19 protein-coding genes and 1 riboswitch are annotated in these 21,432 nt (G+C 46.5%); of the genes, 10 read left to right on the top strand and 9 right to left on the bottom strand.

The annotated features are described in order from the left end of the window. Positions 1-81: 81 nt before the first annotated feature. Entirely contained in the window at positions 82-1,959 is a 1,878-nt protein-coding gene (locus ACO0KY_RS15710) for a methyl-accepting chemotaxis protein (RefSeq protein WP_423047614.1), read from the top strand. Between the two features lie 25 nt (positions 1,960-1,984). Here the strand turns inward: ACO0KY_RS15710 and xth are convergent, their stop codons facing one another. Continuing rightward, complete coding sequence (gene xth / locus ACO0KY_RS15715; RefSeq protein WP_422989901.1) at positions 1,985-2,749, bottom strand: exodeoxyribonuclease III; 765 nt, start codon at positions 2,747-2,749, stop codon at positions 1,985-1,987. Positions 2,750-2,987: 238 nt separating this feature from the next. On the opposite strand from xth, the gene ACO0KY_RS15720 reads away from it, so the two are divergent. Continuing rightward, a complete protein-coding gene (locus tag ACO0KY_RS15720) occupies positions 2,988-4,925 on the top strand; it encodes a DUF5018 domain-containing protein (RefSeq protein ID WP_423047616.1) in 1,938 nt (645 codons plus the stop codon). 272 nt (positions 4,926-5,197) lie between these two features. Here ACO0KY_RS15720 and ACO0KY_RS15725 read toward each other — a convergent pair whose 3' ends face one another. Beyond that, positions 5,198-6,706 carry a leucyl aminopeptidase gene (locus ACO0KY_RS15725; RefSeq protein WP_423047618.1) on the bottom strand — a complete coding sequence of 503 codons (1,509 nt, stop codon included), beginning with the start codon at positions 6,704-6,706 and terminating at the stop codon, positions 5,198-5,200. Between the two features lie 50 nt (positions 6,707-6,756). Between ACO0KY_RS15725 and lptF the strand changes: the two genes are divergently transcribed. The 4 genes from lptF to ACO0KY_RS15745 all read left to right on the top strand — a co-directional run bounded on the left by lptF (position 6,757) and on the right by ACO0KY_RS15745 (position 10,253). Next, a complete protein-coding gene (gene lptF / locus ACO0KY_RS15730; RefSeq protein WP_186913392.1) occupies positions 6,757-7,887 on the top strand; it encodes an LPS export ABC transporter permease LptF in 1,131 nt (376 codons plus the stop codon). After that, a complete protein-coding gene (lptG, locus tag ACO0KY_RS15735; RefSeq protein WP_186913391.1) occupies positions 7,884-9,014 on the top strand; it encodes an LPS export ABC transporter permease LptG in 1,131 nt (376 codons plus the stop codon). The genes lptF and lptG overlap by 4 nt, the downstream gene beginning before the upstream one ends. Further along, positions 9,014-9,385 carry a sirohydrochlorin chelatase gene (locus ACO0KY_RS15740; RefSeq protein WP_186913390.1) on the top strand — a complete coding sequence of 124 codons (372 nt, stop codon included), beginning with the start codon at positions 9,014-9,016 and terminating at the stop codon, positions 9,383-9,385. The genes lptG and ACO0KY_RS15740 overlap by 1 nt, the downstream gene beginning before the upstream one ends. 121 nt (positions 9,386-9,506) lie before the next feature. Then, positions 9,507-10,253 (top strand): substrate-binding periplasmic protein, encoded by a 747-nt coding sequence (locus ACO0KY_RS15745; RefSeq protein WP_423047622.1) that lies wholly within the window; start codon positions 9,507-9,509, stop codon positions 10,251-10,253. Positions 10,254-10,266: 13 nt separating this feature from the next. On the opposite strand, the gene cobA is transcribed toward ACO0KY_RS15745, so the two are convergent. The 7 genes from cobA to ACO0KY_RS15780 form a co-directional block, all read right to left on the bottom strand. Beyond that, complete coding sequence (cobA, locus tag ACO0KY_RS15750) at positions 10,267-10,992, bottom strand: uroporphyrinogen-III C-methyltransferase (RefSeq protein ID WP_423047624.1); 726 nt, start codon at positions 10,990-10,992, stop codon at positions 10,267-10,269. 5 nt (positions 10,993-10,997) lie between these two features. Continuing rightward, the gene (locus ACO0KY_RS15755; protein WP_423047626.1) at positions 10,998-12,326 is read right to left on the bottom strand and encodes a sulfate adenylyltransferase subunit 1; all 1,329 of its coding nucleotides are present in this window, start codon (positions 12,324-12,326) and stop codon (positions 10,998-11,000) included. Beyond that, complete coding sequence (gene cysD, locus ACO0KY_RS15760) at positions 12,326-13,261, bottom strand: sulfate adenylyltransferase subunit CysD (RefSeq protein ID WP_186913386.1); 936 nt, start codon at positions 13,259-13,261, stop codon at positions 12,326-12,328. Before cysD ends, ACO0KY_RS15755 begins: the two co-directional genes overlap by 1 nt. Further along, positions 13,261-14,004: a phosphoadenylyl-sulfate reductase gene (locus ACO0KY_RS15765; RefSeq protein WP_423047628.1), complete on the bottom strand. Its 744-nt coding sequence runs from the start codon at positions 14,002-14,004 to the stop codon at positions 13,261-13,263. Before ACO0KY_RS15765 ends, cysD begins: the two co-directional genes overlap by 1 nt. After that, positions 14,001-14,522, bottom strand: coding sequence for a DUF934 domain-containing protein (locus ACO0KY_RS15770; RefSeq protein WP_423047630.1), 522 nt, complete (start codon positions 14,520-14,522; stop codon positions 14,001-14,003). Before ACO0KY_RS15770 ends, ACO0KY_RS15765 begins: the two co-directional genes overlap by 4 nt. A 28-nt stretch (positions 14,523-14,550) precedes the next feature. Next, a complete protein-coding gene (locus ACO0KY_RS15775) occupies positions 14,551-16,257 on the bottom strand; it encodes a nitrite/sulfite reductase (RefSeq protein ID WP_423047632.1) in 1,707 nt (568 codons plus the stop codon). Between the two features lie 61 nt (positions 16,258-16,318). Beyond that, positions 16,319-17,092 carry a sulfite exporter TauE/SafE family protein gene (locus ACO0KY_RS15780; RefSeq protein ID WP_186913382.1) on the bottom strand — a complete coding sequence of 258 codons (774 nt, stop codon included), beginning with the start codon at positions 17,090-17,092 and terminating at the stop codon, positions 16,319-16,321. Between the two features lie 281 nt (positions 17,093-17,373). Beyond that, positions 17,374-17,535, top strand: a riboswitch (FMN riboswitch). Positions 17,536-17,645: 110 nt separating this feature from the next. Between ACO0KY_RS15780 and ribB the strand changes: the two genes are divergently transcribed. From ribB to ACO0KY_RS15800, 4 genes are all read left to right on the top strand, one after another. Further along, positions 17,646-18,359, top strand: a complete 714-nt coding sequence (ribB, locus tag ACO0KY_RS15785; RefSeq protein ID WP_423047634.1) for a 3,4-dihydroxy-2-butanone-4-phosphate synthase — start codon at positions 17,646-17,648, stop codon at positions 18,357-18,359. 259 nt (positions 18,360-18,618) lie between these two features. Then, positions 18,619-18,894 (top strand): hypothetical protein, encoded by a 276-nt coding sequence (locus ACO0KY_RS15790; protein WP_186913380.1) that lies wholly within the window; start codon positions 18,619-18,621, stop codon positions 18,892-18,894. Between the two features lie 244 nt (positions 18,895-19,138). Then, on the top strand, positions 19,139-20,062 hold the full coding sequence (locus ACO0KY_RS15795; RefSeq protein ID WP_422989955.1) for a methyltransferase domain-containing protein: 924 nt from the start codon (positions 19,139-19,141) through the stop codon (positions 20,060-20,062). Positions 20,063-20,350: 288 nt separating this feature from the next. Further along, complete coding sequence (locus tag ACO0KY_RS15800; RefSeq protein WP_423047637.1) at positions 20,351-21,358, top strand: peptidylprolyl isomerase; 1,008 nt, start codon at positions 20,351-20,353, stop codon at positions 21,356-21,358. Positions 21,359-21,432 lie beyond the last annotated feature (74 nt).

Raw genomic sequence — 21,432 nt, forward strand, 5'->3', positions numbered from 1 at the left:
ATGTGCTTCATATGTCTGTGCCCCTTGCAAATATTCACGTCTATTCACTGATTGTAGTTTCAAGAGAACAAAGGAGATGTTATGAAGTCATTAAAAGGACGTTTAATTTTTGTCATTGCTTTATTGGTCACTGTTTGCACGGTATTTTTAACCGTTGGCAGTTATCTCCGGATGCGGTCGCAAATTGAAAATGACTTGAATAACGAAATCCGCGGAGTGGCAACGAGTTACAACGCTGTATTAAGTAACTGGATACAAATTAACACTTCACTTGTTGAGAGCTTGGCAAAATCTCTGGGCGAAGGCACTGATCTACAAGCCAGTTTAGCAATGATACGTGGCGGTGGTAATTTCCTCAGTGTATATCTCGGTCAACCAGATAAGACGTTCACCAATAATCCAGCAGACGCGCCTCCTGCTGGTTACGATCCAACGGTCAGACCATGGTACAAAGGTGCAATTGAGGCCAAAAAACCGATTGTGACTTCGGCTTACATGGGCGTTACCCCTCCTGGACTAATGATCTCCTTCGCTGCGCCAGTTAAAGGCGGCGAGGGCGGCGTTGCCGCTGCTGACGTTTTTCTTACTAAGATTGTCGATCAAATTCTCAACGTTAAGCTGACGGGCGATGGGTATGCGTTTTTGTTAGATAAATCTGGCCAGGTATTAGCACATTCGGATCAGACTAAAGTTTTAAAGCCTGCGAAAGACATCGCACCAGAGCTGGCTTTGGATAATTTAAGTAAGCTCGCCAAAAATACCGACCCGATAGAAACGGTCATCGCTGACAAAGCTAGCTTTTTGTTTTTGCAACCAGTCACTGGTTCAGACATGTACCTCGCATTAGTCGTTGATAAAAAGAAAGCGCTCGCTTCTTTGGATCAATTACTGATGATCTCTGCCATTGTGCTGATCGTGCTGCTGGCGATTATCGTACCAGCTTCAACCTGGTTGGTCGGACACATGCTCTCCGGTTTGCAACGTGTACGTGATGCGATGGCGGATATTGCAGCAGGTGGTGGTGATCTGAGTCGTCAAATCAACGTGGAAGGTGAAGATGAAGTCGCACAAACCGCACAGGCCTTTAATAATTTCCTTGAGCAGCTTCGTGTCATGGTGGTGGACGTACGAAAAGCCACCGACTCCATCACCGTAGGCGCGACTGAAATTGCGACCGGGAATATGGATTTATCTGGTCGCACCGAACAACAAGCATCATCCTTGGAACAAACTGCAGCGAGCATGGAAGAGCTGACAGATGCCGTCAAAAACAATGCAGAAAATGCCCGTGAAGCAAATAAAATGGCAGTCAATGCATCGGATGTTGCAACACAAGGCGGTGAAGTGGTGAATAAAGTCGTCAGCACCATGCAAGGCATTTCAGACAGCTCGCGCAAAATTGTAGATATTATCAGCGTCATTGAAGGCATCGCGTTTCAAACTAATATCCTTGCCTTGAACGCCGCCGTAGAAGCAGCCAGAGCCGGTGAGCAAGGGCGCGGCTTTGCCGTTGTAGCGAGTGAAGTGCGTACCCTGGCGCAACGTAGTGCCGCAGCGGCGCAAGAAATTAAGAGCCTCATTGAAGATTCTGTCAGCAAGGTCAACGAAGGTTCTGAACTGGTAGATAAAGCGGGTGCCGCGATGACGCGTATTGTTGCTGCGGTGGATCAGGTTGCATCCATCATCAATGAAATCACGTCCGCTTCTGCCGAGCAAAGTGATGGCATCCAACAAGTGAATGTCGCCCTAGCCCACATGGACGAGGCAACGCAACAGAATGCGGCATTGGTGGAGCAAGCGGCCGCGGCAGCAGGCTCATTAGAAGAGCAGGCAAATTTACTCAAAACAGCCATGTCTGCATTCCGTATGGAGCAAACCCAATCAGCTCCACGCATTGCACCTGCAAGCAAAGTGAACAAACAGAAGTCCGCTCCACCTGGCTTACCGTATGAAGAATAAGCCAGGTATTTATTTAGATATTTGATTAATCTAGGGTAGCAGTCACCGGCGCATGATCCGATGGCTGCTCCCATTTACGCGGCACTTTATCGATCTCACACGCGCTGCATCGTTGCGCTAACGGCGCTGATAACAAAATGTGATCGATACGCACACCCTTATTGAGCCTGAATCCCAGCGCCCGATAATCCCACCAGCTAAACGATTTTTCTGCTTGTTCAAACTGACGGAAACTATCTGTCAAACCCAAATCCAGCAATGCCTGCAACGCAGCACGTTCTTCAGGTGACACCAGATTCATACCAACCCACGCCGCCGGATCATGGACATCGCGGTCTTCCGGCGCAATATTGTAGTCACCCAATATCGCCAGTTGCGGGTAGCGTTGCATTTCTTCTTGTACCCAATTTTTCAACGACGCCAACCATCTCAATTTGTACTGAAATTTATCAGAGTCAGGCGCCTGACCATTCGGCACATACGCGCAAATAATGCGCATGCCGTTGATCGTTGCCGCAATAATTCTTTGCTGTTCATCTTCAAATTGCGGATTGTTTTTCTGCACGTCAGACAGCGGGTGCTTAGACAAAATCGCCACGCCGTTATACGTCTTTTGCCCCGTAAAGGCTACGTGATAACCCGCTGCTTCAATCTCGGCTTGCGGAAATTTATCATCGGTCAGCTTGGTCTCTTGTATGCACAGCACATCCACAGGATTGGACTCCAGCCATTTCAGTACTTGCGGTAATCGGACTTTTAAAGAGTTGACGTTCCAGGTGGTAATTTTCATAGATGTTGTAAGTGTTTGATTTAACTGTGTATTTATTTGGAATTTGTATCTTTAATTATTTTGACTACAAATCGTCATATGCATGCGACTTCATCAATTTTTGTGTGTCTACATTATACGTTGTGTGAGGCTTTGCTCTACTTTTAGCCCGAATTGTAGTCTTTAGTTGAAGTGATTGTGATACGTGTGTTAATTCAAATACAATAGTGCATTTTTTTACACAAAGAGGAATATTGTAATGCTCAGATATATTAAATCACTGTGGCTAATGCTGTTTTGTATGGCAATTGTCACAGCGTGTGGAGGTTCGGGTGGAAGTAACTCTACACCACCTGATTCTCAAAATAAGTCGGCGGCCAAGACATTTACCAGTTTCTCGATTGTTACCCCAAACACTCAAGGAATAATTAACCAAACTAGCAAAATTATTACAATAAGCATTACTGAATCTGTGGACATAAAAAAACTGGTCGCACAATTTTCCACGACGAGTGTTTCGGTAAAAATCGGAGAAGTAACTCAGGTAAGCGGGACGACTATCAATGATTTTTCGAGACCCATACGTTATACAGTGGTCGCAGAAGATGGAAGCACGGACACCTATTGGGTCGAGGTAATTGTGTTTGCGAAATCGTCTACTAAATCAATTACTGCATTTTCGTTTCCTGATTATCAGACAAGTGCGGTGATTGATGAAAGTAAAAAGACTATTACAGCAACTTTGCCAGTGAACGCAAATTTGACATCGTTGAAGCCTCATATTGAAACAAATGGGAACGATGTTAGTGTCAATGGCGTGACTCAAGTCAGTGATATTTCACTAATTGATTTTTCGGGTCCTGTAAGCTACAAGGTTACCGCGGCAGATGGTACATCGCAATTGTATGTCGTTCTAATTTCACGTGTCGTTTTATCATCTGCAAAAGAGATAACTTCGTTTTCAATTCCATCACTTGGCGTATCTGGCTCAATTGACAATGATCTTGGTGTCATCTCGTTGCTTGTACCTGTGAATACAGATATCAGTCAGTTAGCCCCCAAATTTGTTACGACAGGCTTGCTGGTGAGCGTGAGTAATGTTCCGCAGCAAAGTGAAAAAAATATTCAAAACTTTGCTAAAGAGGTTAAGTATGTCGTTACTGCTGAGGATGGCTCAAATCGAATCTATACGGTATCTGCTTCCACTCCAACCAATATCACATTGCAAAGTGATGTTGGCGATTACATTGGAGGCGGAGCGAGTTATTCATATGATAATAGCAATACCTCACTAAGTATTTCGACGAATGGAGCATCGTTAAGCGCTAGGGTAAGTGGAGATGAATCCTGGGACGCTACGTTGGTTTTGCCAAATACGCTCACTAAATTCGTTGAGGGAACTTATACTGGTTTGGCTCGTTATCCGTTTCACACATCCAGTGTCGGGGGATTTACTTGGTCTGGCGAGGGACGTGGATGTAATACCTCAACAACGAACGTGGTGATTAAAAATGTTCGGTATGTCGGAAGCGAATTGTCCCATATCGACCTAAAGTTTGATCAGCACTGTGAGAATGGTATACCGTCACTTCATGGCTCAATTGTATATAACAAATACGATGTAACAAAAATAAGTGGTCCTGTTAATCCTATTCCCACAAATTTGTGGAAACCAATGCAAGGTAAAATACCGAATTCTGGAAACTACGTTTACTTGCAGAGTGATGTCGGTGACTACATTGGTCAAGGCAGGGAATATTTGTATCAAGGAGCAACAGATCAAATACGGGTTACTGACGGATCTTCCATCGGGGTAATTACTGGTGGCTGGGATGCAAATTTTACAAAAATGAATTCATTGTCCCAGTTGATCGTCGGATATTATCCTGATTTAAGAAGATATCCATTTCATAATCCTGCAAAAGGTGGTTTAAACTGGAGTGGGAATGGTCGGGGTTGTAATCAATTGACGGGGTGGTTTGCTGTAGATAAAGTTAAGTATGTTAATAATGCATTGAATGAGCTTGATCTTCGATTTGAGCAGCATTGCGAGGGGGCGGCTTCAGCATTGAGAGGAAAGATATATTGGTCGGCACAGAATGTAAGTAGCGGTCAAATAAAGCCCTTAACTATTCGTGAAGAGTTAGAGTTGGCTAAAACGCGCGCTATGTTAATTCGACCTACAAGTAAAAAATAGTTTTGTTGGGAGCGGCTTTTTTGGCGTTTTGAATGAGGGTGGCACAGTAATGTGCTGCACCTTGTTTTTAAGATTTTGAATTTCGATGCATGATCGCTAATTTTTACTCGGATATTCGCATCCAAAATATGCACTGTTGAATAGAGTGATATAGGCCTCGCGCTGAAGTTGGTTCAGGCCGATTTTAGATGTGCATGACGTTCTACAAAAAATAAGCCGCACCCATTTAAATTGGTGCGGCTTATTTGTGTACAGCATCGGTGCTTTGTAACTTATCCCGCGCGATTCATCAAGAACGTTGTCAGCAAAGGTACTGGGCGACCAGTAGAGCCTTTGGCTGCGCCAGATTTCCATGCGGTGCCCGCGATGTCCAGATGTGCCCAGGTGTATTTCTTGGTGAAGCGCTCGAGGAAGCAAGCTGCAGTGATGCTGCCACCAGCTGGGCCACCAATGTTTGCCATGTCAGCAAAATTGGACTTGAGCTGTTCGTTGTATGCTTCTTCGATCGGCATGCGCCATGCGGTATCACCAGTTTCTTTACCCGCTGCCAGCAATTCATCAGCTAATGCATCATGTTTGGCATCGTGGCGTGTAAATAAGCCTGTGTTGTGGTGACCCAAGGATGTGACGCAAGCGCCAGTCAGAGTGGCGACGTCAACGACTGCTGCCGGGTTGAAGCGTTCTGCGTAGGTCAGGGCGTCACACAGAATCAAACGGCCTTCAGCATCGGTATTCAACACTTCGATTGTCTGACCGGACATGGAAGTCACGATATCGCCTGGGCGTGTCGCTGAGCCAGATGGCATGTTTTCGCAGCTAGGAACAACGGCGATCACGTTGAGTTTGAGTTTCATTTCGCCGATGGCGCGCATGGTGCCGATGACAGAGGCTGCACCGCCCATATCGTATTTCATTTCATCCATGCCTGCGCCTGGTTTGAGAGAAATACCACCGGAGTCAAAAGTGATACCTTTGCCAACCAAAACAACCGGTGCGTCTTTGACTTTGCCGCCCATGTGCTTGAGAACGATGAATTTTGGTGGTTCTACTGTGCCGTTAGTGACGGACAAGAAGCTGCCCATTTTGAGTGCCTGGAGCTGTTTGCGGTCCAGAATCTCTACGCCCATCTTGTAATCAGCAGCAATTTGCTTAGCAGTGTTGGCTAAATACGTCGGAGTGCAAACGTTTGGTGGTAAATTGCCCAATTCTTTGGTTAAATCCATGCCGTTGGCTAAAGCGATGCTTTGCAGCAAGGAAGTTTTTGCCAGAGTGGCTTCGGTGGTGGCAACGGCAATAGCTACTTTTTTGACGCCGACAGGCGCGGTGTCTTTTTTGCTCTTTAAGCTGTCAGCACGGAAAATGCTTTCGCGGAAGGCGATCACTGCACCGCGTACCGTCGCGGAAATGTCGCGGTCTTTGATGCTTGGTAATGCCAAAACAACATCATTGGAGCCTAAGTTGAGCAAGGTACGCGCAGCGGCTTGTACTGCTTGCTGGTAGGCTTTTTCTGTTACTGTGCTGCCTTCTTCGCCTAAACCAACCAGTAACACGCGTTCTGCTGCGATGTCAGCAATATTACGCAACAATAAGGAAGAACCAATCTTGCCAGTAATGTCACCAGATTTCAGTGCTGCCGCGATGGCGCCGTGCTTATCTAAGCCGGCCGCTGCTGCGGAAAGTTTTTTATTTTCGAATACGCCAACTACGATACAGCCTGTCTTGATGGCCTTGTGGGCAGTTAAGGCACTTTTTGCGTCGATTGTTTTTATGCTAAAGTCCACGTATTACTCCTCTTGGTAAGTCTCGTAAAACAGACATTATAATCCTTCTCATGATTTTTCAACGCGCGCTTCGACGTGAATTGCTCAGCGCAGCAGGCGCAGTCTTCACAACATTGTTTACCATCACGATCACCGTGATGCTCATTAAGATCCTCGGACAGGCGGCTGGAGGTAAAGTTGCATCCAGCGATGTGGTCGCACTCATCGGCTTTACTGAGCTGATGAATATGCCGATTTTATTGATATTGACCGGTTTTATATCGGTCTTATTGGTTGTAACTCGTACCTACCAGGACTCAGAAATGGTGGTCTGGTTCGCTTCTGGTCAGAGTTTGACAGAGTGGATAGCGCCTGTGCTGCGGTTTGGTGCGCCATGGATCATTTTGACTGCTTTGCTTAGTTTTGTGGTGACACCATGGGCTAGTCAGCAAAGTTCAGATTTCAGAGAACGCTACGAAAAACGTTCTGATATTGCCAAAGTGTCTCCCGGCAAATTTCAGGAATCGTCTTCGTCGGACCGTATTTTCTTTGTGGAAGAAGTCGCTGGCGACATGAGTAAGGTGCAAAATATTTTTATTAATACGATTCGTGATGGTCGTTCCAGTATTGTCGTTGCCAAAGAAGGCGTGATAGATATTGATAAATTTGGCGATAAATTTCTGGTCATGAGTAAAGGGCGTCGTTACGACGGCTTACCGACCGCCCCCGATTTCCAGATGATGCAATTTGATAAATATGGCGTATTGGTTTCTAGTCAGAATGGTGCTTTGGTCGGTGATAACTCTGCAAAAGCCATGCCATTGAATGTGTTGTTGAAAGACATGGATGCCAACAAAAAAGCGGAATTATTGTGGCGCATTTCTTTACCTATCATGTGCACATTGTTGATGTTGGCGGCGATTCCGCTGGGGTTTGTGAATCCACGGGTAGGTCGTTCCGCAAACTTAATAGTGGCACTGCTTTCAGTCATCATTTACTTGAATATTATCAATATTTCTCAAGCGACAGTGTCGCAAGGCAGGAGCGAATTTAGTATGAGCTGGTGGCCAGTTCATTTAATGGTGTTATTGTCGGTGATCGCTATGTTTGCGTGGCGACTCAAGGTAAATAGCGACTGGCACCCATTAGTGATATGGTCCAGATGTAAGGCTGGCGTACGTGGAAAAGAAAAACAGGCATGAAGATTTTACAAAAATATTTTGGCACTGAAATTATTCGTTCTGTGCTGTTTGTGATGCTGGCGCTGCTGGCGTTGTTTTCCTTTTTTGATTTGATGGGAGAACTGCCTAGCGTCAATAAAGGTGGCTATCGTTTGCAGCATGCACTATGGTATGTATTTTTAGGACTGCCTGGCTATGTCTATGAATTTATGCCTATCGCTGTGCTAATTGGTACCATTTATGTTTTAGCGCAGTTCGCTTCTAATTCCGAATTTACTATTATGCGTGCTGCCAGTATGTCGAATGTGATGGCTGCTGGTATTTTATTTAAAATAGGATTCGTGTTTGTTTTGCTGACTTTTTTGTTTGGGGAAATCATTGCGCCTAATTCCAGCAAAATGGCGGAAGCGATGAAGTTAACCGCTTTAGGCGCGGCTGAAACACAACAATTCAGAACCGGTTTATGGACTAAAGATTTGATTCGTCAGGATGGTTTAAAAGGCGAGGTCATCGGATCACGGTTTTTAAATGTGCAAGAAATTCTGCCGAACCGCCAACTCAATCAGGTGAAGCTTTATGAATTCGACAAAAATTTTCATCTGGCACGTGAAGTGACAGCCGCGAATGCGGCATATCAGGGTAATAATGTATGGCGTCTTTTTGACGTTAATCAGACTTCCTTTCCTATGACTTTGTCGGCGGAAGATATTGCCAATGTAAAGAGCCAGAAGTTACCAAGCCTGGATGTGGTATCTGAAGTAACCCCTGATATTTTAGCGGTGTTATTTGCCGACCCTGATCGTATGTCAGCGATTGATTTGGCTGCATTTACGCGGCATCTGGCGGAAAATAAACAAGATAACGAGCGCTATCAAATCGCCTTCTGGAAAAAAATCACCTACCCGTTTGCCACCTTTGTGATGATGGCACTGGCGCTGCCATTCGCCTATTTACACGTACGTAGCGGCGGCATTAGCTTTAAAATTTTCAGCGGGATTATGATAGGGATGGTGTTTTACCTGATTAATTCCTTATTCTCACATCTGGGCATGCTCAATACCTGGCCACCTGTTGTGACGGCGCTGGTGCCCAGTTTATTATTCATGGGACTGGCGATAATGGGTTTGCGCTACGTAGAAAGACACTGATGAATAAACATACTGCATTGATCTTGTTTGCGCATGGCGCACGTGATCCGCGCTGGGCGGCTCCGTTCCAGCGGCTGCAAAAAATGACCCAGGAAAGTTTGCCGGATTGCGCCGTGGAATTAGCTTTCCTGGAATTTATGACGCCGTCCTTGCCTGAGTTGGTGTCAGATATGGTTGCAAAAGGCATCCAAAAAATCACGGTCTCTCCAATATTTTTAGGGCAGGGTGGTCATGTGCTCCGAGATTTACCCATCTTGATTGAGCAACTGAACGTGACATATCCAGACCTTGATATGCAATTGGCGACAGCAGTCGGTGAACAAGAGAGTGTTTTATTGGCAATTCGCGACTACTGTGTTAGTTTGGCGTAATTCTGTTTTATTTAATTTCAGTATTAACAGAATAATAGAATAATAGAATAATCATGGATATAGCTTACTAAGCGTTATCTTGCCTGTGTAATTTTTCTGGAATCATTTTTTGGAAAAGTTCATGTCGATTTCTCGTTTTGCTTTTTGCATTTGTTTGCTTTTTTCTCCGCTGGCGATGGCCGGGCAGATCCTTGCTGTTGGTACCGAATTTGCACATGTATTTGAGTGCAACAGTGACGGCGGTTGTAATGGCCTTGCGGTCGACATATTGCGCGCTTTAGCGAAGCAGAATGGCGATACGATCAGTTTTCAAATCTACCCATGGAGTCGCGCTCAATCGATGGTCGAAAACAGTCAGGCGCAGATACTGATTGGTCCTTATAAGACTGCCGAGCGTGAAATAAAATTCAGCTTTGCGCAGAAACCATTTTATCAAGATGTGATGGCATTTTATGTGCGCCAAGAACCAAAATCCGCTGCTTGGGATGGTAATTATGCTTCATTCGGCGAGGGCAAAGTGGCCGTGATCAATGGCTGGGTGTACGGTCCTAAATTTGAACCTATGCGCACGAGCATGAAGCCAACCTTAGCCAATTCCTTAGAAAACGGATTGAATATGTTGGTGGCCAAACGCATCGATTATTTGGCGACTAATTTGCGTAATTCAGAAGCGTTGGTAGCGAAGATGGGGCTCGCAAAGAAAGTCACGATATTACAGCCTTATATCGATAAGCAAGAAGGTTACCTCGCCTATTGTAAGACCAGTTGCGATCTACTCAGAAACAGATATGACGAGTTGTTTGAGCAACTGCGCACAAGTAATGCTCTGCAGGAAATGGCGCAAAGACACGAAGTGCGCTTACCGTGATGGTGTTTTTTAATCAGGATGCTTTGACCGTGCCGCGCGTGCGCATGGCCTCACCCATCATGACCAATACAGGGCCGCTACTGATGGGTAAGCCCTGAGACAATTCGGCGAGGCTAAGTGTGATGCTGCGCTCATCTTGACGGCTGCAATTTTCAATGACAACGACCGGTAAATCAGGCGGGAAGTTTGCAGCCAACATACGTTGTGCAGTCAACATCGCTTCTCTGCCACCCATATATTGCACCAGCGTATCGCATTCAGGAATACGGGTATCTGCAACTTCTCCTGGTGCTGTACTTGATGTGAATAAGGCGACACTTCGGGCAACGCCACGTTTGGTCAAGGGCTGTTTGACACTGGCGGCTGCAGCTAATGCCGTTGTAATGCCGGGCACGATTTCATAGCTAATACCGTGCGATTCCAAGGCGGTTAATTCTTCATCGGCGCGACCAAACAGCATGGGATCGCCGCCTTTAAGGCGTACAACCAGTGGGTATTGACGCGCACAGGCGACGAGTTGTTCATTGATGTGTTCTTGCGCAGCAGAACGTTGTCCGCTACGTTTGCCGACCGATATTTTGACGGCTTGTGGGCACAACTCCAGCATTTCCGGCGTCACTAGTGCGTCATACAGAACGACACTTGCTTGTGCCAGGATGCGAGCACCACGGACTGTGATTAAGTCCGCAGCACCAGGGCCAGCGCCTATCAGATAAACTTTGCCGAAAGGCGCTGTCATGCGTGTTACTCCTCAATACGTATCATACCTGCAGCCACTGTCTGATGGGTTACCTCATCAATGAGAATGAATGCTCCTGTGGAGCGGATTTTATCATATGCATCGGCAGCTAAAGCTTGTTGGACGTTGAGCGTAACGGTTGCAATGTCATTGAGTTTTAAGCTCGTTGCAGGGCTACGCTGCTGGGTATTGATATCGAGCAGGGTATCAACTGCGGTCACGCGTGCTGCAACTTGTTTCGTCGTATGTTTTAACCAGTATTTACGCCGCACATCCAATGCATCTTCAGATAACCAGCACAAATCAGCTTTTACTGTTTTTAATTGGCTCGCTGGCCTATCGGCACCCGCCAACATATCGCCGCGAGAGATATCCAGATATTCATTGAGTAAAATCGTCACAGATTGACCAACGACGGCCGATTCTAATGAACCATCGAGTGTCAGAATATCTTTCACTGTGGCCGACTGACCACTTGGCTGCACAGTCAGTTGATCACCTTTGCTGACTTTGCCCGCTTCAATCCGACCCATGTAGCCACGGAAGTCATTTGCCTCATGTCCGTTGTGGCGCGCAACCAATTGCACCGGAAAACGAAACGGTTCATCGTGGGACGCATCGTAGACGCTGAGTGACTCGAGCAAATCGATCAAAGTAGGCCCTTGATACCATGGCATCTTGTCGGTGCCCGTGACTACGTTATCACCAGCGAGTGCTGACAGTGGTACTGCATGAACTGCGCTCAAGCCAAGTTGGTCTGCAAATTTTTTGTATTCGGCCACGATACGGTCATACACGTTTTGATCGTAATTGACCAAATCCATTTTGTTGACCGCAACGATGACGTGCTGGATCTTGAGCAAATGAGCGATGGTTGAGTGGCGTTTGGTTTGCACCAGCAAATCAACACTGCCGTCATCATTTAATTTGACTTTAGACACGTCGACCAGAATGACAACCGCATCTGCTGTTGATGCACCGGTCACCATATTGCGCGTGTATTGCTCATGCCCAGGCGTATCGGCGATGATGAATTTGCGCTTAGGTGTCGCGAAATAGCGATAAGCGACGTCGATCGTAATGCCTTGTTCGCGTTCGGCTTCCAAACCGTCGGTCAGCAAGGATAAATCGATCGTATCACCGACGGTGCGCTTGTGTTTTGCGCGTGAGATGGCATCCAGTTGATCAGCAAAAATACCTTTGCTGTCAAACAGTAAGCGACCGATTAATGTGCTTTTGCCGTCATCCACCGAACCAGCGGTGATGAATCTGAGCAGGCCACGCTCCTGGCTAAGATTAACGTTAACTTGTTTTTCAATGGCGATAGCATTCATTAGAAATATCCTTCTTTTTTACGTTTTTCCATCGATGCTTCAGAAGTCTGATCATCCATGCGGGTCGCGCCACGTTCGGTAATTTGGGTAATCGCAGTTTCTGCAATAATTGCTTCTACGGTTGCGGCATCGGATGAGACTGGGCAGGTGCAGGAAATGTCGCCGACGGTGCGGAAGCGTACAATTTGTGTTTCTACCGTTTCGCCTTCACGTGGTGGCGTTAAATCGGTCAGTGGTACCAGCAAACCATTACGTGGAATCACCTGACGTTCGTGGGCGAAATAAATTTGCGGCAATTCCAGCTTTTCGCGGGCAATGTATTGCCAGACATCGAGTTCTGTCCAATTGGAAATTGGGAACACGCGCATGTTTTCACCGGCATGAACACGGGTGTTATACAAGTCCCATAATTCCGGACGCTGTGCTTTTGGATTCCATTGGCCGAATTCATCCCGGAAAGAAAAAATACGCTCTTTGGCGCGGGCTTTTTCTTCATCGCGACGAGCGCCGCCTATACAAGCATCAAACTTGTGTTCGGCGATAGTCTCAAGCAAGGTAACTGCTTGCGCGGCATTACGCGAGTCGGTTGCCGGATTACGCAAACGTACAGTGCCACGGCGGATAGATTCTTCTACTGATCCAATGATCAGGCGTTCGCCCAGTTCTGCCACACGTTTGTCGCGGAAAGCAATCACTTCCGGGAAATTGTGTCCGGTATCAATATGCACTAGTGGGAAAGGAAATTTACCCGGGCGGAAGGCTTTTTCTGCCAAGCGTAGCAAAACGATAGAGTCCTTACCACCGGAAAATAATAAGGCCGGATTGCTACATTCTGCCGCCACTTCACGCATGATGTGGATAGCTTCGGATTCCAGCCAATCCAGATGGCGATTGCTCGCGGCATCAATAAAATGTTTTTCTGTGACTGTATTCATCATTGATTTCCGATCTTTTCAGCTTGCTTATTGATACGAACTAATTTGCCATCGACGACATGCAAACCACATTCTTTTGATTCTGGATTTTCCCACCACCAGCGTCCGGCGCGCACATCTTCGCCAGGTTGTATCGCACGAGTACAAGGTTCGCAACCGATAGACGGGTAGCCTTTGTCGTGTAGCGGGTTGTACGGTACATTATTGCTACGAATGTAGTGCCACACATCCTCTTCAGACCAATCTGCAAGAGGGTTAAATTTTTGCATGCCGTGAGCAACATCATCTTCTTGTACGGCTAATTCTGTTCGCGTGGCTGCCTGTGCCCGACGCTGGCCTGTGACCCAGGCCTTGTTGCCCGCCAATGCGCGATTCAATGGCTCAACTTTACGAATGCGGCAGCATTCTTTACGCCTGTCTACGCTGTCGTAAAATGCATTCAAACCATGCTGAGCAACGTAGGCTTCAACTGCACTTGCTTCAGGTTTATAGAGCACAATCTCGGTACCATAGGTCGCTTTGACTTTGTCTAACATGCCTAAAGTTTCTGTATGCAAGCGTCCGGTTTCCAGAGAAAAAATGCCGATATTCAGTTTCTCGCGCAAGATCAGGTCAGTCAATACCATGTCTTCTGCAGCCAGACTAGAAGCAAACACCGCAGGGCTAAATTCCTGCGCAATGTTTTTCAAAATGACGCGGGTATTTTCTAATTTTGCTTCGAATTCTGTAATGACAACGTTCATACATCTGCTCCGGTACGTTCAGCACGACGGAACAGAGGATTTTTCTCATCCCAGGAAGTTTGGTATTTTTCTGAAAAATCTGTCAAACCTTTGATTGCATCGTGGATATTTTTATCGGCACGAACCGCAAATGCATTAAAACCAACGCGCTGCATGTAAAACAACTGATCGCGTAAGACGTCACCGATTGCACGTAATTCGCCAGTAAAACCAAAACGCGAACGTAAGTTGTAAGCAATAGAGTAGCCGCGACCATCTGAGAATTTAGGAAAATCGACCGCCAGCAAACTAAAATGAGCGATGTCGTCTTTCAGATCCTTGGCTTGTTCATCGCTGCTAAACCAGACGCCGAGATCACTGCGTTTAATCAGCGTATCTCTTTGTAATAGCCAGACTTTGAGTGGCACTAAAACCTTACCCGCAGGTACTTCTACGGCATCTGGTGTTTGTTCCTCGGTCAGTCGCAAGACGGTCCAATCATCGCTAACGATGGCTTTATCTTTAATAATGTCAGTCATGATGTTTTCTTTACTAGCGTATCCGGTATTAGTATGAAACGACAGAGCCAGCGTCTTCGCCGTGGTGTTCTGTGGTTTTGATCGGCGTTCCATAAACAAAATCTTTAAATGGCGTAATACCGAGACGTTGCGTGGTATCGATGAAGCGCTCATTTTCAAGGCGCTCACGGATGTAGACCTGAATAATGCGGTCAATCACTTCTGGCATCTGGCCAGCAGAGAAAGACGGACCAATGATCTTGCCAATGGCAGCCTGATTACCTTGTGCACCGCCAATCGATACCTGATACCACTCGCTGCCATCTTTATCGACGCCGAGGATACCGATATTCCCAACGTGATGATGACCGCACGCGTTAATGCAGCCGGACATATTTAATTCAATATCGCCGATGTCGTGCAAATAATCGAGGTCGTTAAAGCGATCAGTAATGTCGAGCGCAATCGGAATCGATTTCGCATTTGCTAACGCGCAGAAGTCGCCGCCAGGGCAGCAAATCATATCTGTCAGCAAGCCGATATTTGGTGTCGCCAAGCCGTGTGCTTTTGCTTCTTGCCATACCGCGAATAATTCACTTTGCTTCACATCAGCGAGCACCAGATTTTGTTCATGCGTGACGCGCAACTCACCAAAGCTATATTTATCGGCCAGATCAGCAACGAAATCCATTTGTTCAGCAGTGGCATCACCTGGCGGTACGCCTGGTTTTTTGAGTGACAAAACGACGGCGGTGTATCCAGCTACTTTATGTGGTTTAACATTGCGCTTCACCCAATTGGCAAACGCTTTGTTTTCTTCTTTGTGCTGTTCAAATTCAGCATCATGTGCAGGCAATTGCGCATAATCAGGCGAGCTGAAGAAACTCGCGACACGCTTTAATTCTGCTTCAGTCAGTGTCGCTGGACCATCTTTGATTTCTGCCCATTCTTCTTCCACTTGCTGTGCAAATACGTCAGCGCCGATCGCTTTGACCAAAATCTTAATACGTGCTTTGTACTTATTGTCGCGGCGACCGTATTGGTTGTAGATGCGTAAGATCGCTTCGAGGTAAGTCATGACGTGCTGCCACGGCAGGAATTCACGAATCACGCTGCCAAGGATAGGCGTACGCCCCATACCACCACCAACCATCACCTTAAAGCCGACTTCGCCTGCTTCATTGTGTACGACTGTCAGGCCGATATCGTGCACAGCGATCGCTGCACGGTCTTCTTTGGAGCCATTGATTGCGATTTTAAATTTGCGTGGTAAGTACGCAAATTCAGGATGGAACGTCGTCCATTGACGCAGAATCTCCGCATAAGCACGTGGATCGATCACTTCATCAGCTGCAACACCAGCAAACTCATCCGACGTAATATTGCGCATGCAATTACCGGAGGTCTGAATTGCGTGCATTTCTACTTTGGCCAGATGCTCCAAAATATCTGGTGCGTCTTCCAGATTGATCCAGTTATATTGAATGTTCTGACGTGTGGTGAAATGACCGTAGCCACGGTCATACTTGCGTGCGATGAATGCAAATGTGCGTAACTGCTCAGAAGAGAGCATGCCGTAAGGAACTGCGACGCGCAGCATGTAGGCATGGCGCTGGAAGTACAAACCATTTTGCAAACGCAAAGGCAGAAATTCTTCTTCAGTCAACTCATTGGCAAGACGACGACGTACCTGATCACGGAATTGCGCGATACGTTCTTTGATGATCTGGTGATCGTGTTGGTCATAACGGTACATCTTATTTAGTCCTCACTATGCGCTTGTTATACTGAATGGGTAGAAGAAGTATTGAAAAAATTTAGAAAATCAGTTTGGTCGCAACCAGCGTTAAGGTCGTTGCGAGTATGCCACGTAACAGTTTCTCAGGTACTGCGCGTGCCGCCATGGATCCTAGTGTGATACCTGGCAATGAGCCTATGAGCAGTGCGCCGAGCAAAGCCCAATCGATTGAGCCCAGCCACCAGTGACCAAATGCGGCAATCGCTGTCAGTGGCACTGCGTACGCGATATCGGTGCCAGCAATATGTGCTGCCGACATGCGCGGATAGAGCATGACCAATAAGGTCGCGCCGATCGCTCCGGCTCCAATCGACGAAATCGTGACCAGCGTGCCCAGCAATACTCCGGCGGCAACGGTGGCTGCCTGTAATTGGCGGCCTTGCAATTGCTTTTCTGGATGATTGTTGAGCCAGTTCAGCATTTTGCTTTTAAATAGCAAGGCGATCACGGTAAGAAATACCGAAGCAGCGATCGAGTAACGTATGACCTGTCCGATTTCTTTATTCAGACTACCAAAATATTTGAGTCCCAGCGTAGCGATCAATGCCGCAGGCAAAGCGCCGTAGCACAGCAAACGCACGATTTGCCAGTCAACGGTGCCACGCAAACGATGCGTAAATGTGCCGGTAGCTTTGGTAATGGAGGCAAAAGCCAGATCGGTACCCACTGCAACGGAGGGGGAAACGCCAAATAATAAGGTCAGCAGAGGCGTCATCAGTGAGCCGCCGCCAACACCGGTCAAACCGACCAGTGTGCCAACAGCAAATCCTGAAAATATATAAGTAAAAGTCATATCGCCCCGCGTAAAGTAACGTGAATCGTAATGAAACTCGGATATATTCCAAACTACTTAGTATTCATTTGCTTATATGCAGTTTTGATATATGCATAATCGGTGTGGCCGATATTCTCGTTATATGAATAAACTTACCCTTAGGCAATGCTAAATGTCACAAAATTTTTAATTATTGACTTTTAGTATAGGTTAAAAAATAAGTATTTGTAGAATTGACAGGGTCGACACACGATTATTCAAATTTCCGTATAATTTACTTGCCGTTAATTCGGTAGGTTGTACGTCTTCAGGGCGGGGTGTAATTCCCCACCGGCGGTAAATCTGATTTTTCAGACAAGCCCGCGAGCGCTTGGCTTAGCACTTTGAGTGTTTTGGCAAGGTCAGCAGATCTGGTGTAATTCCAGGGCCGACGGTGATAGTCCGGATGAGAGAAGATGCGCCTTATATTCAGCATTCATGCTTTGCGCATGAACGCTGGCGTTTGGCTATGCGTTTTTGAAATATCCCTGAAACGTCTTTTGCACTTTTTTATTTTGCGGAGCGTTTCATTATGTTAAATACCAATACAAATATCAATCCTAATGGTCTTTCTGAACATACTCAGTCTGCATCGTCCTCGATTTCTGTTCATCCGGAAATTTTCTCTTTAGCCCCCTTTGAACAACGCTTGCAGCTTGCCTTGGCAGATTTGCGCGATGGTCGCCCGGTTTTGTTGATGGACGATTTTGATCGTGAAAATGAAGCGGATCTGATTGTCGCCGCCGAAAAAATCTCCATTGAATCGATGGCGCGCATGATACGTGACGGCAGCGGTATCGTTTGCTTGTGTTTGCCTGATGAGAAATTGCAGCAACTTGAATTGCCACCGATGGTGAGCCACAACGAAAGCCGTTATGGCACTGCATTTACGGTGTCAATTGAAGCGAAGCAGGGCGTAACAACCGGCGTGTCGGCAGCGGATCGCGTTACCACCGTCCTCACGGCAATTGCTGCTGATGCCAAGCCGGAACATCTGGCGCGCCCTGGCCATGTATTTCCATTGCGTGCCGTTGCTGGTGGGGTATTGCAACGTCGTGGGCATACTGAGGGTTCGGTTGATCTGGCAACAATGGCTGGATTAGCTCCGGCAGCGGTTCTGTGCGAGTTGATGAACCCGGATGGCAGTATGACGCATGGAGCGCAAGTGCAAACCTATGCGTTAACCCATGATCTGGTTATTTTGACGATAGACGAACTTGCACAATATCGTAGCCAACATCCATAATGCATGAAATAGGGCAGGGTCTGTTTTAGAGCTAGTAAGTAACATTGAGACAAATCCTCTCAACACAGGGATGCAGAGAATGGCATTGTTTGGTTATCATTACTTAACTTAAGCTAGGTATTGATGTTTGTGTCAGCTTCTTCATTGCGTCTCTGTGCTTAATGACGTTAAGTTTTTAAGTGAGCACTTATTGGGTTAATGGGATGAGCGAAGTTGCAGTTGCTGTTACTGAGTAGCTCATTTTTTACAGGAGGCCAAGATGCGAGTTTGTTTGATGCATGCCTATGGCGTTTTACCGATCTTATTCGCTCTGGCATTTGCTCCACTCACCAGTAACGCAGAACCGGCCGCGTATTTCATCTGGAAAAGCAAAACATCTGACGCACAGGTTTGTGCACAGACTTCTCCAGGTGAGTTTTGGGAAAAAGGAAATGTCGCCTTCAAGGATCCTCATTGTGAAAAACCAAAATCCTCAGACGTGATGCCGCAGTTGCCTTTGATACTTGTTATTCCACCAGCCAAAGTCCATCAATAGTTCGTCAATAATTCCGTCATTTATTTTTCGACGATTCAGTGTTTAAAGCTCGAATTGAGCAAGTATTCCCTGCTAGCTCCGTAGTTCGTTTCTTTTCAATCACAGGATAATCAAGACCTCAGATCTGGAAAAGGCTGCATAGCGGCTTTTCTTCGCATCTGCTTGAACAACTGTCTTAGTGCCAGTGCTGTATGTTTGCACGTCAAGCCAGCCATTTGAAGAAACTGATAAAAAAGGAACCGCTATGTTGAATGAGCGTGAAGCAGAGAGTTGCTACCTTGGGCAATTTATTCCATTGCAATACCATCACAATATGTTGATGGATGCGAATCGTATGGATAATTTCAAAGCGGCGATTGAGCGTCAGGTTTTTGAAGGGGCTAAAGTTCTTGAGTTGGGCGGCGGGACTGGCGTGCTGTCCTGGTTTGCCGCACAAAAAGCAGCCAAAGTTTACTGTGTAGAATTCAATCCGGATATGGTAGCTGAAGCGCGTCGTTTGTTGGCAAAAAATGCCCATGGCGAGAAAGTTGAAGTAATACACGCCGACGCATTTGAATACCTGCCACCAGAACCTGTCGATGTGGTGATTTGCGAAATGATTCACGTTGCCATGTTGCGCGAAAAGCAGGTCGAAGTGATTGAAAATTTCAAACAGCGTTACACTGAAAAATTTGGCGGACCATTACCCATATTCATTCCGGAAGCGGTAGTGATGGCGGTGCAACCTTTGCATCACACCTACGATTTCTGGGGTTATCAGGCGCCAATTATTCAGTTTTTACAGCCCGGCGTTTTTTCTGCTGATACGCGTGAACTCGCACAGCCCGCATTGTATAGCGTGATTGACTTTACGCAGCCAAATGGCTTGCAAATTAAATGGGAAGGTAGTTTTACGATAGAACAGGCTGGTACCTTAAGCGCCTTACGCTTTGTGACAAAAAATATTCTGGCCGTGGTAATGGAAACCTCATCCACCATCGATTGGTTGAATCATTACATGTCTTTGCCAGTACCAGAACCAATTGACGTAAAACCCGGCGATATTCTGGAGGTGAGCTTCAATTATCGTGCAGGTGGATCATTTGCCTCGCTCCAAAATTCACTGAAAGTGAGTTTGAAATCGACTGCTGCTTCCAGAGCTGCGCACCTGTCTTTAGTGCATAGCTAAGATTTGCGCTATTACTTGCGCTATTACTTGCGCTATTTTTGGATGTTTGCATGCAAAAGCACCGGTAACGGTGCTTTTTTTATTTAAACGATATGGTGGAAAACTTTTGAGCTTGCGTGTTGTCAAAAGTACGTCGGGATCAAATTATGTAGACAAATAATTATTCATATCGTAAGTTGTTGCGCATATTGCTCAAGTGAAAAATACGCATTACTGTTGTATATCGTTTAGTTTCTTTTGACTTAATTTTGTCTGGGTTTTCATTTAGCTTATTCACGGAGTTCGACTATGTCTGCACGCATCAAGATGCCAATGTTTTCAAGTATTTCCGGTCTGTCCAAATTACCTTTTCAATGGACTGCATTGGCCGCAGTGGCTTTGTTTGCGGTAAGTCTTAACGCGAACGCGGTTGTCAATAACAAAAAAGCTGCGCCATTGTCCGTGGTGGCCTTGAAAGAAAATCCGCTCAAAGCGAAGCCAGGTGTGGGCGATATCGTTAAGGCTTCCAGCGCAAATGACTGGCGGTCGTTAGATCCGGAAAATACTTTGTATCTGGAATTGGCAAGTGGACGGGTAGTGATTGAATTGGCGCCCGATTTTGCGCCGAATCACGCAGACAATATTCGTAAGTTGGTCAGGGAAGGGTATTTTGACGGTCTTGCTATCGTCCGTTCTCAGGATAATTATGTCGTGCAATGGGCTGATCCAGACGAGAAGCGTGAAGTCAAAACTGCGAAGAAAAATCTTGATCCGGAATTCACTGTCAAATATACGCCCACGCTAACGTTTAATCGCTTATTTGATGTTGATGGTTATGCGCCGCAAGTTGGGCACTCCAACGGTTTTGCTGCTGGACGCGATCCGAAAACAGGGACTACCTGGCTGACGCATTGCTACGGTGCCGTGGGTGTTGCGCGGGGGAACGAAGTGACTAGCGGTGATGGAACATCCTTGTACGTGGTTACTGGCCAGGCACCACGCCAGCTTGATCGTAATATCACCGTGGTCGGGCGCGTGATGCAGGGCATGTCGCTGCTGACTTCATTGCCGCGCGGTACAGGTGCTTTAGGTTTTTATGAAAAGCCAGAACAAAACACGCCGATTAAATCTATACGCATCGCTGCCGATGTACCAGAAGCAGAGCGCACGAAATTGGAAGTGATTCGCACCGATACGCCAACTTTTAAAGCCATCGTTGAAGCGCAACGTAACCGTGGAGGTGAATGGTATAAAGTGCCAGCGGGGTACGTCGATTTGTGCAATGTACAAGTGCCTGTGCGCGAAAAGAAAGATTAATTGTCCTTTTCTCAGCGACTGGTTACGCATCCTTATTGATGCATCTGACCGAAAAAACTTCTCCGGTAATGCCG

It is taken from the genome of Undibacterium sp. Dicai25W (assembly GCF_049340505.1).
Lineage (GTDB): Bacteria > Pseudomonadota > Gammaproteobacteria > Burkholderiales > Burkholderiaceae_D > Undibacterium > Undibacterium jejuense.

Bases quoted from the DNA above. Each gene is read 5' to 3' on its own strand.
- cobA (WP_423047624.1), bottom strand. From the start codon at position 10,992: ATGACAGCGCCTTTCGGCAAAGTTTATCTGATAGGCGCTGGCCCTGGT.
- ACO0KY_RS15710 (WP_423047614.1), top strand. From the start codon at position 82: ATGAAGTCATTAAAAGGACGTTTAATTTTTGTCATTGCTTTATTGGTC.
- ACO0KY_RS15780 (WP_186913382.1), bottom strand. From the start codon at position 17,092: ATGACTTTTACTTATATATTTTCAGGATTTGCTGTTGGCACACTGGTC.
- ACO0KY_RS15720 (WP_423047616.1), top strand. From the start codon at position 2,988: ATGCTCAGATATATTAAATCACTGTGGCTAATGCTGTTTTGTATGGCA.
- lptF (WP_186913392.1), top strand. From the start codon at position 6,757: ATGATTTTTCAACGCGCGCTTCGACGTGAATTGCTCAGCGCAGCAGGC.
- lptG (WP_186913391.1), top strand. From the start codon at position 7,884: ATGAAGATTTTACAAAAATATTTTGGCACTGAAATTATTCGTTCTGTG.
- xth (WP_422989901.1), bottom strand. From the start codon at position 2,749: ATGAAAATTACCACCTGGAACGTCAACTCTTTAAAAGTCCGATTACCG.
- ACO0KY_RS15775 (WP_423047632.1), bottom strand. From the start codon at position 16,257: ATGTACCGTTATGACCAACACGATCACCAGATCATCAAAGAACGTATC.
- ACO0KY_RS15795 (WP_422989955.1), top strand. From the start codon at position 19,139: ATGTTGAATGAGCGTGAAGCAGAGAGTTGCTACCTTGGGCAATTTATT.
- ACO0KY_RS15740 (WP_186913390.1), top strand. From the start codon at position 9,014: ATGAATAAACATACTGCATTGATCTTGTTTGCGCATGGCGCACGTGAT.
- cysD (WP_186913386.1), bottom strand. From the start codon at position 13,261: ATGAATACAGTCACAGAAAAACATTTTATTGATGCCGCGAGCAATCGC.
- ACO0KY_RS15770 (WP_423047630.1), bottom strand. From the start codon at position 14,522: ATGACTGACATTATTAAAGATAAAGCCATCGTTAGCGATGATTGGACC.
- ACO0KY_RS15800 (WP_423047637.1), top strand. From the start codon at position 20,351: ATGTCTGCACGCATCAAGATGCCAATGTTTTCAAGTATTTCCGGTCTG.
- ACO0KY_RS15745 (WP_423047622.1), top strand. From the start codon at position 9,507: ATGTCGATTTCTCGTTTTGCTTTTTGCATTTGTTTGCTTTTTTCTCCG.
- ACO0KY_RS15790 (WP_186913380.1), top strand. From the start codon at position 18,619: ATGCGAGTTTGTTTGATGCATGCCTATGGCGTTTTACCGATCTTATTC.
- ribB (WP_423047634.1), top strand. From the start codon at position 17,646: ATGTTAAATACCAATACAAATATCAATCCTAATGGTCTTTCTGAACAT.
- ACO0KY_RS15765 (WP_423047628.1), bottom strand. From the start codon at position 14,004: ATGAACGTTGTCATTACAGAATTCGAAGCAAAATTAGAAAATACCCGC.
- ACO0KY_RS15755 (WP_423047626.1), bottom strand. From the start codon at position 12,326: ATGAATGCTATCGCCATTGAAAAACAAGTTAACGTTAATCTTAGCCAG.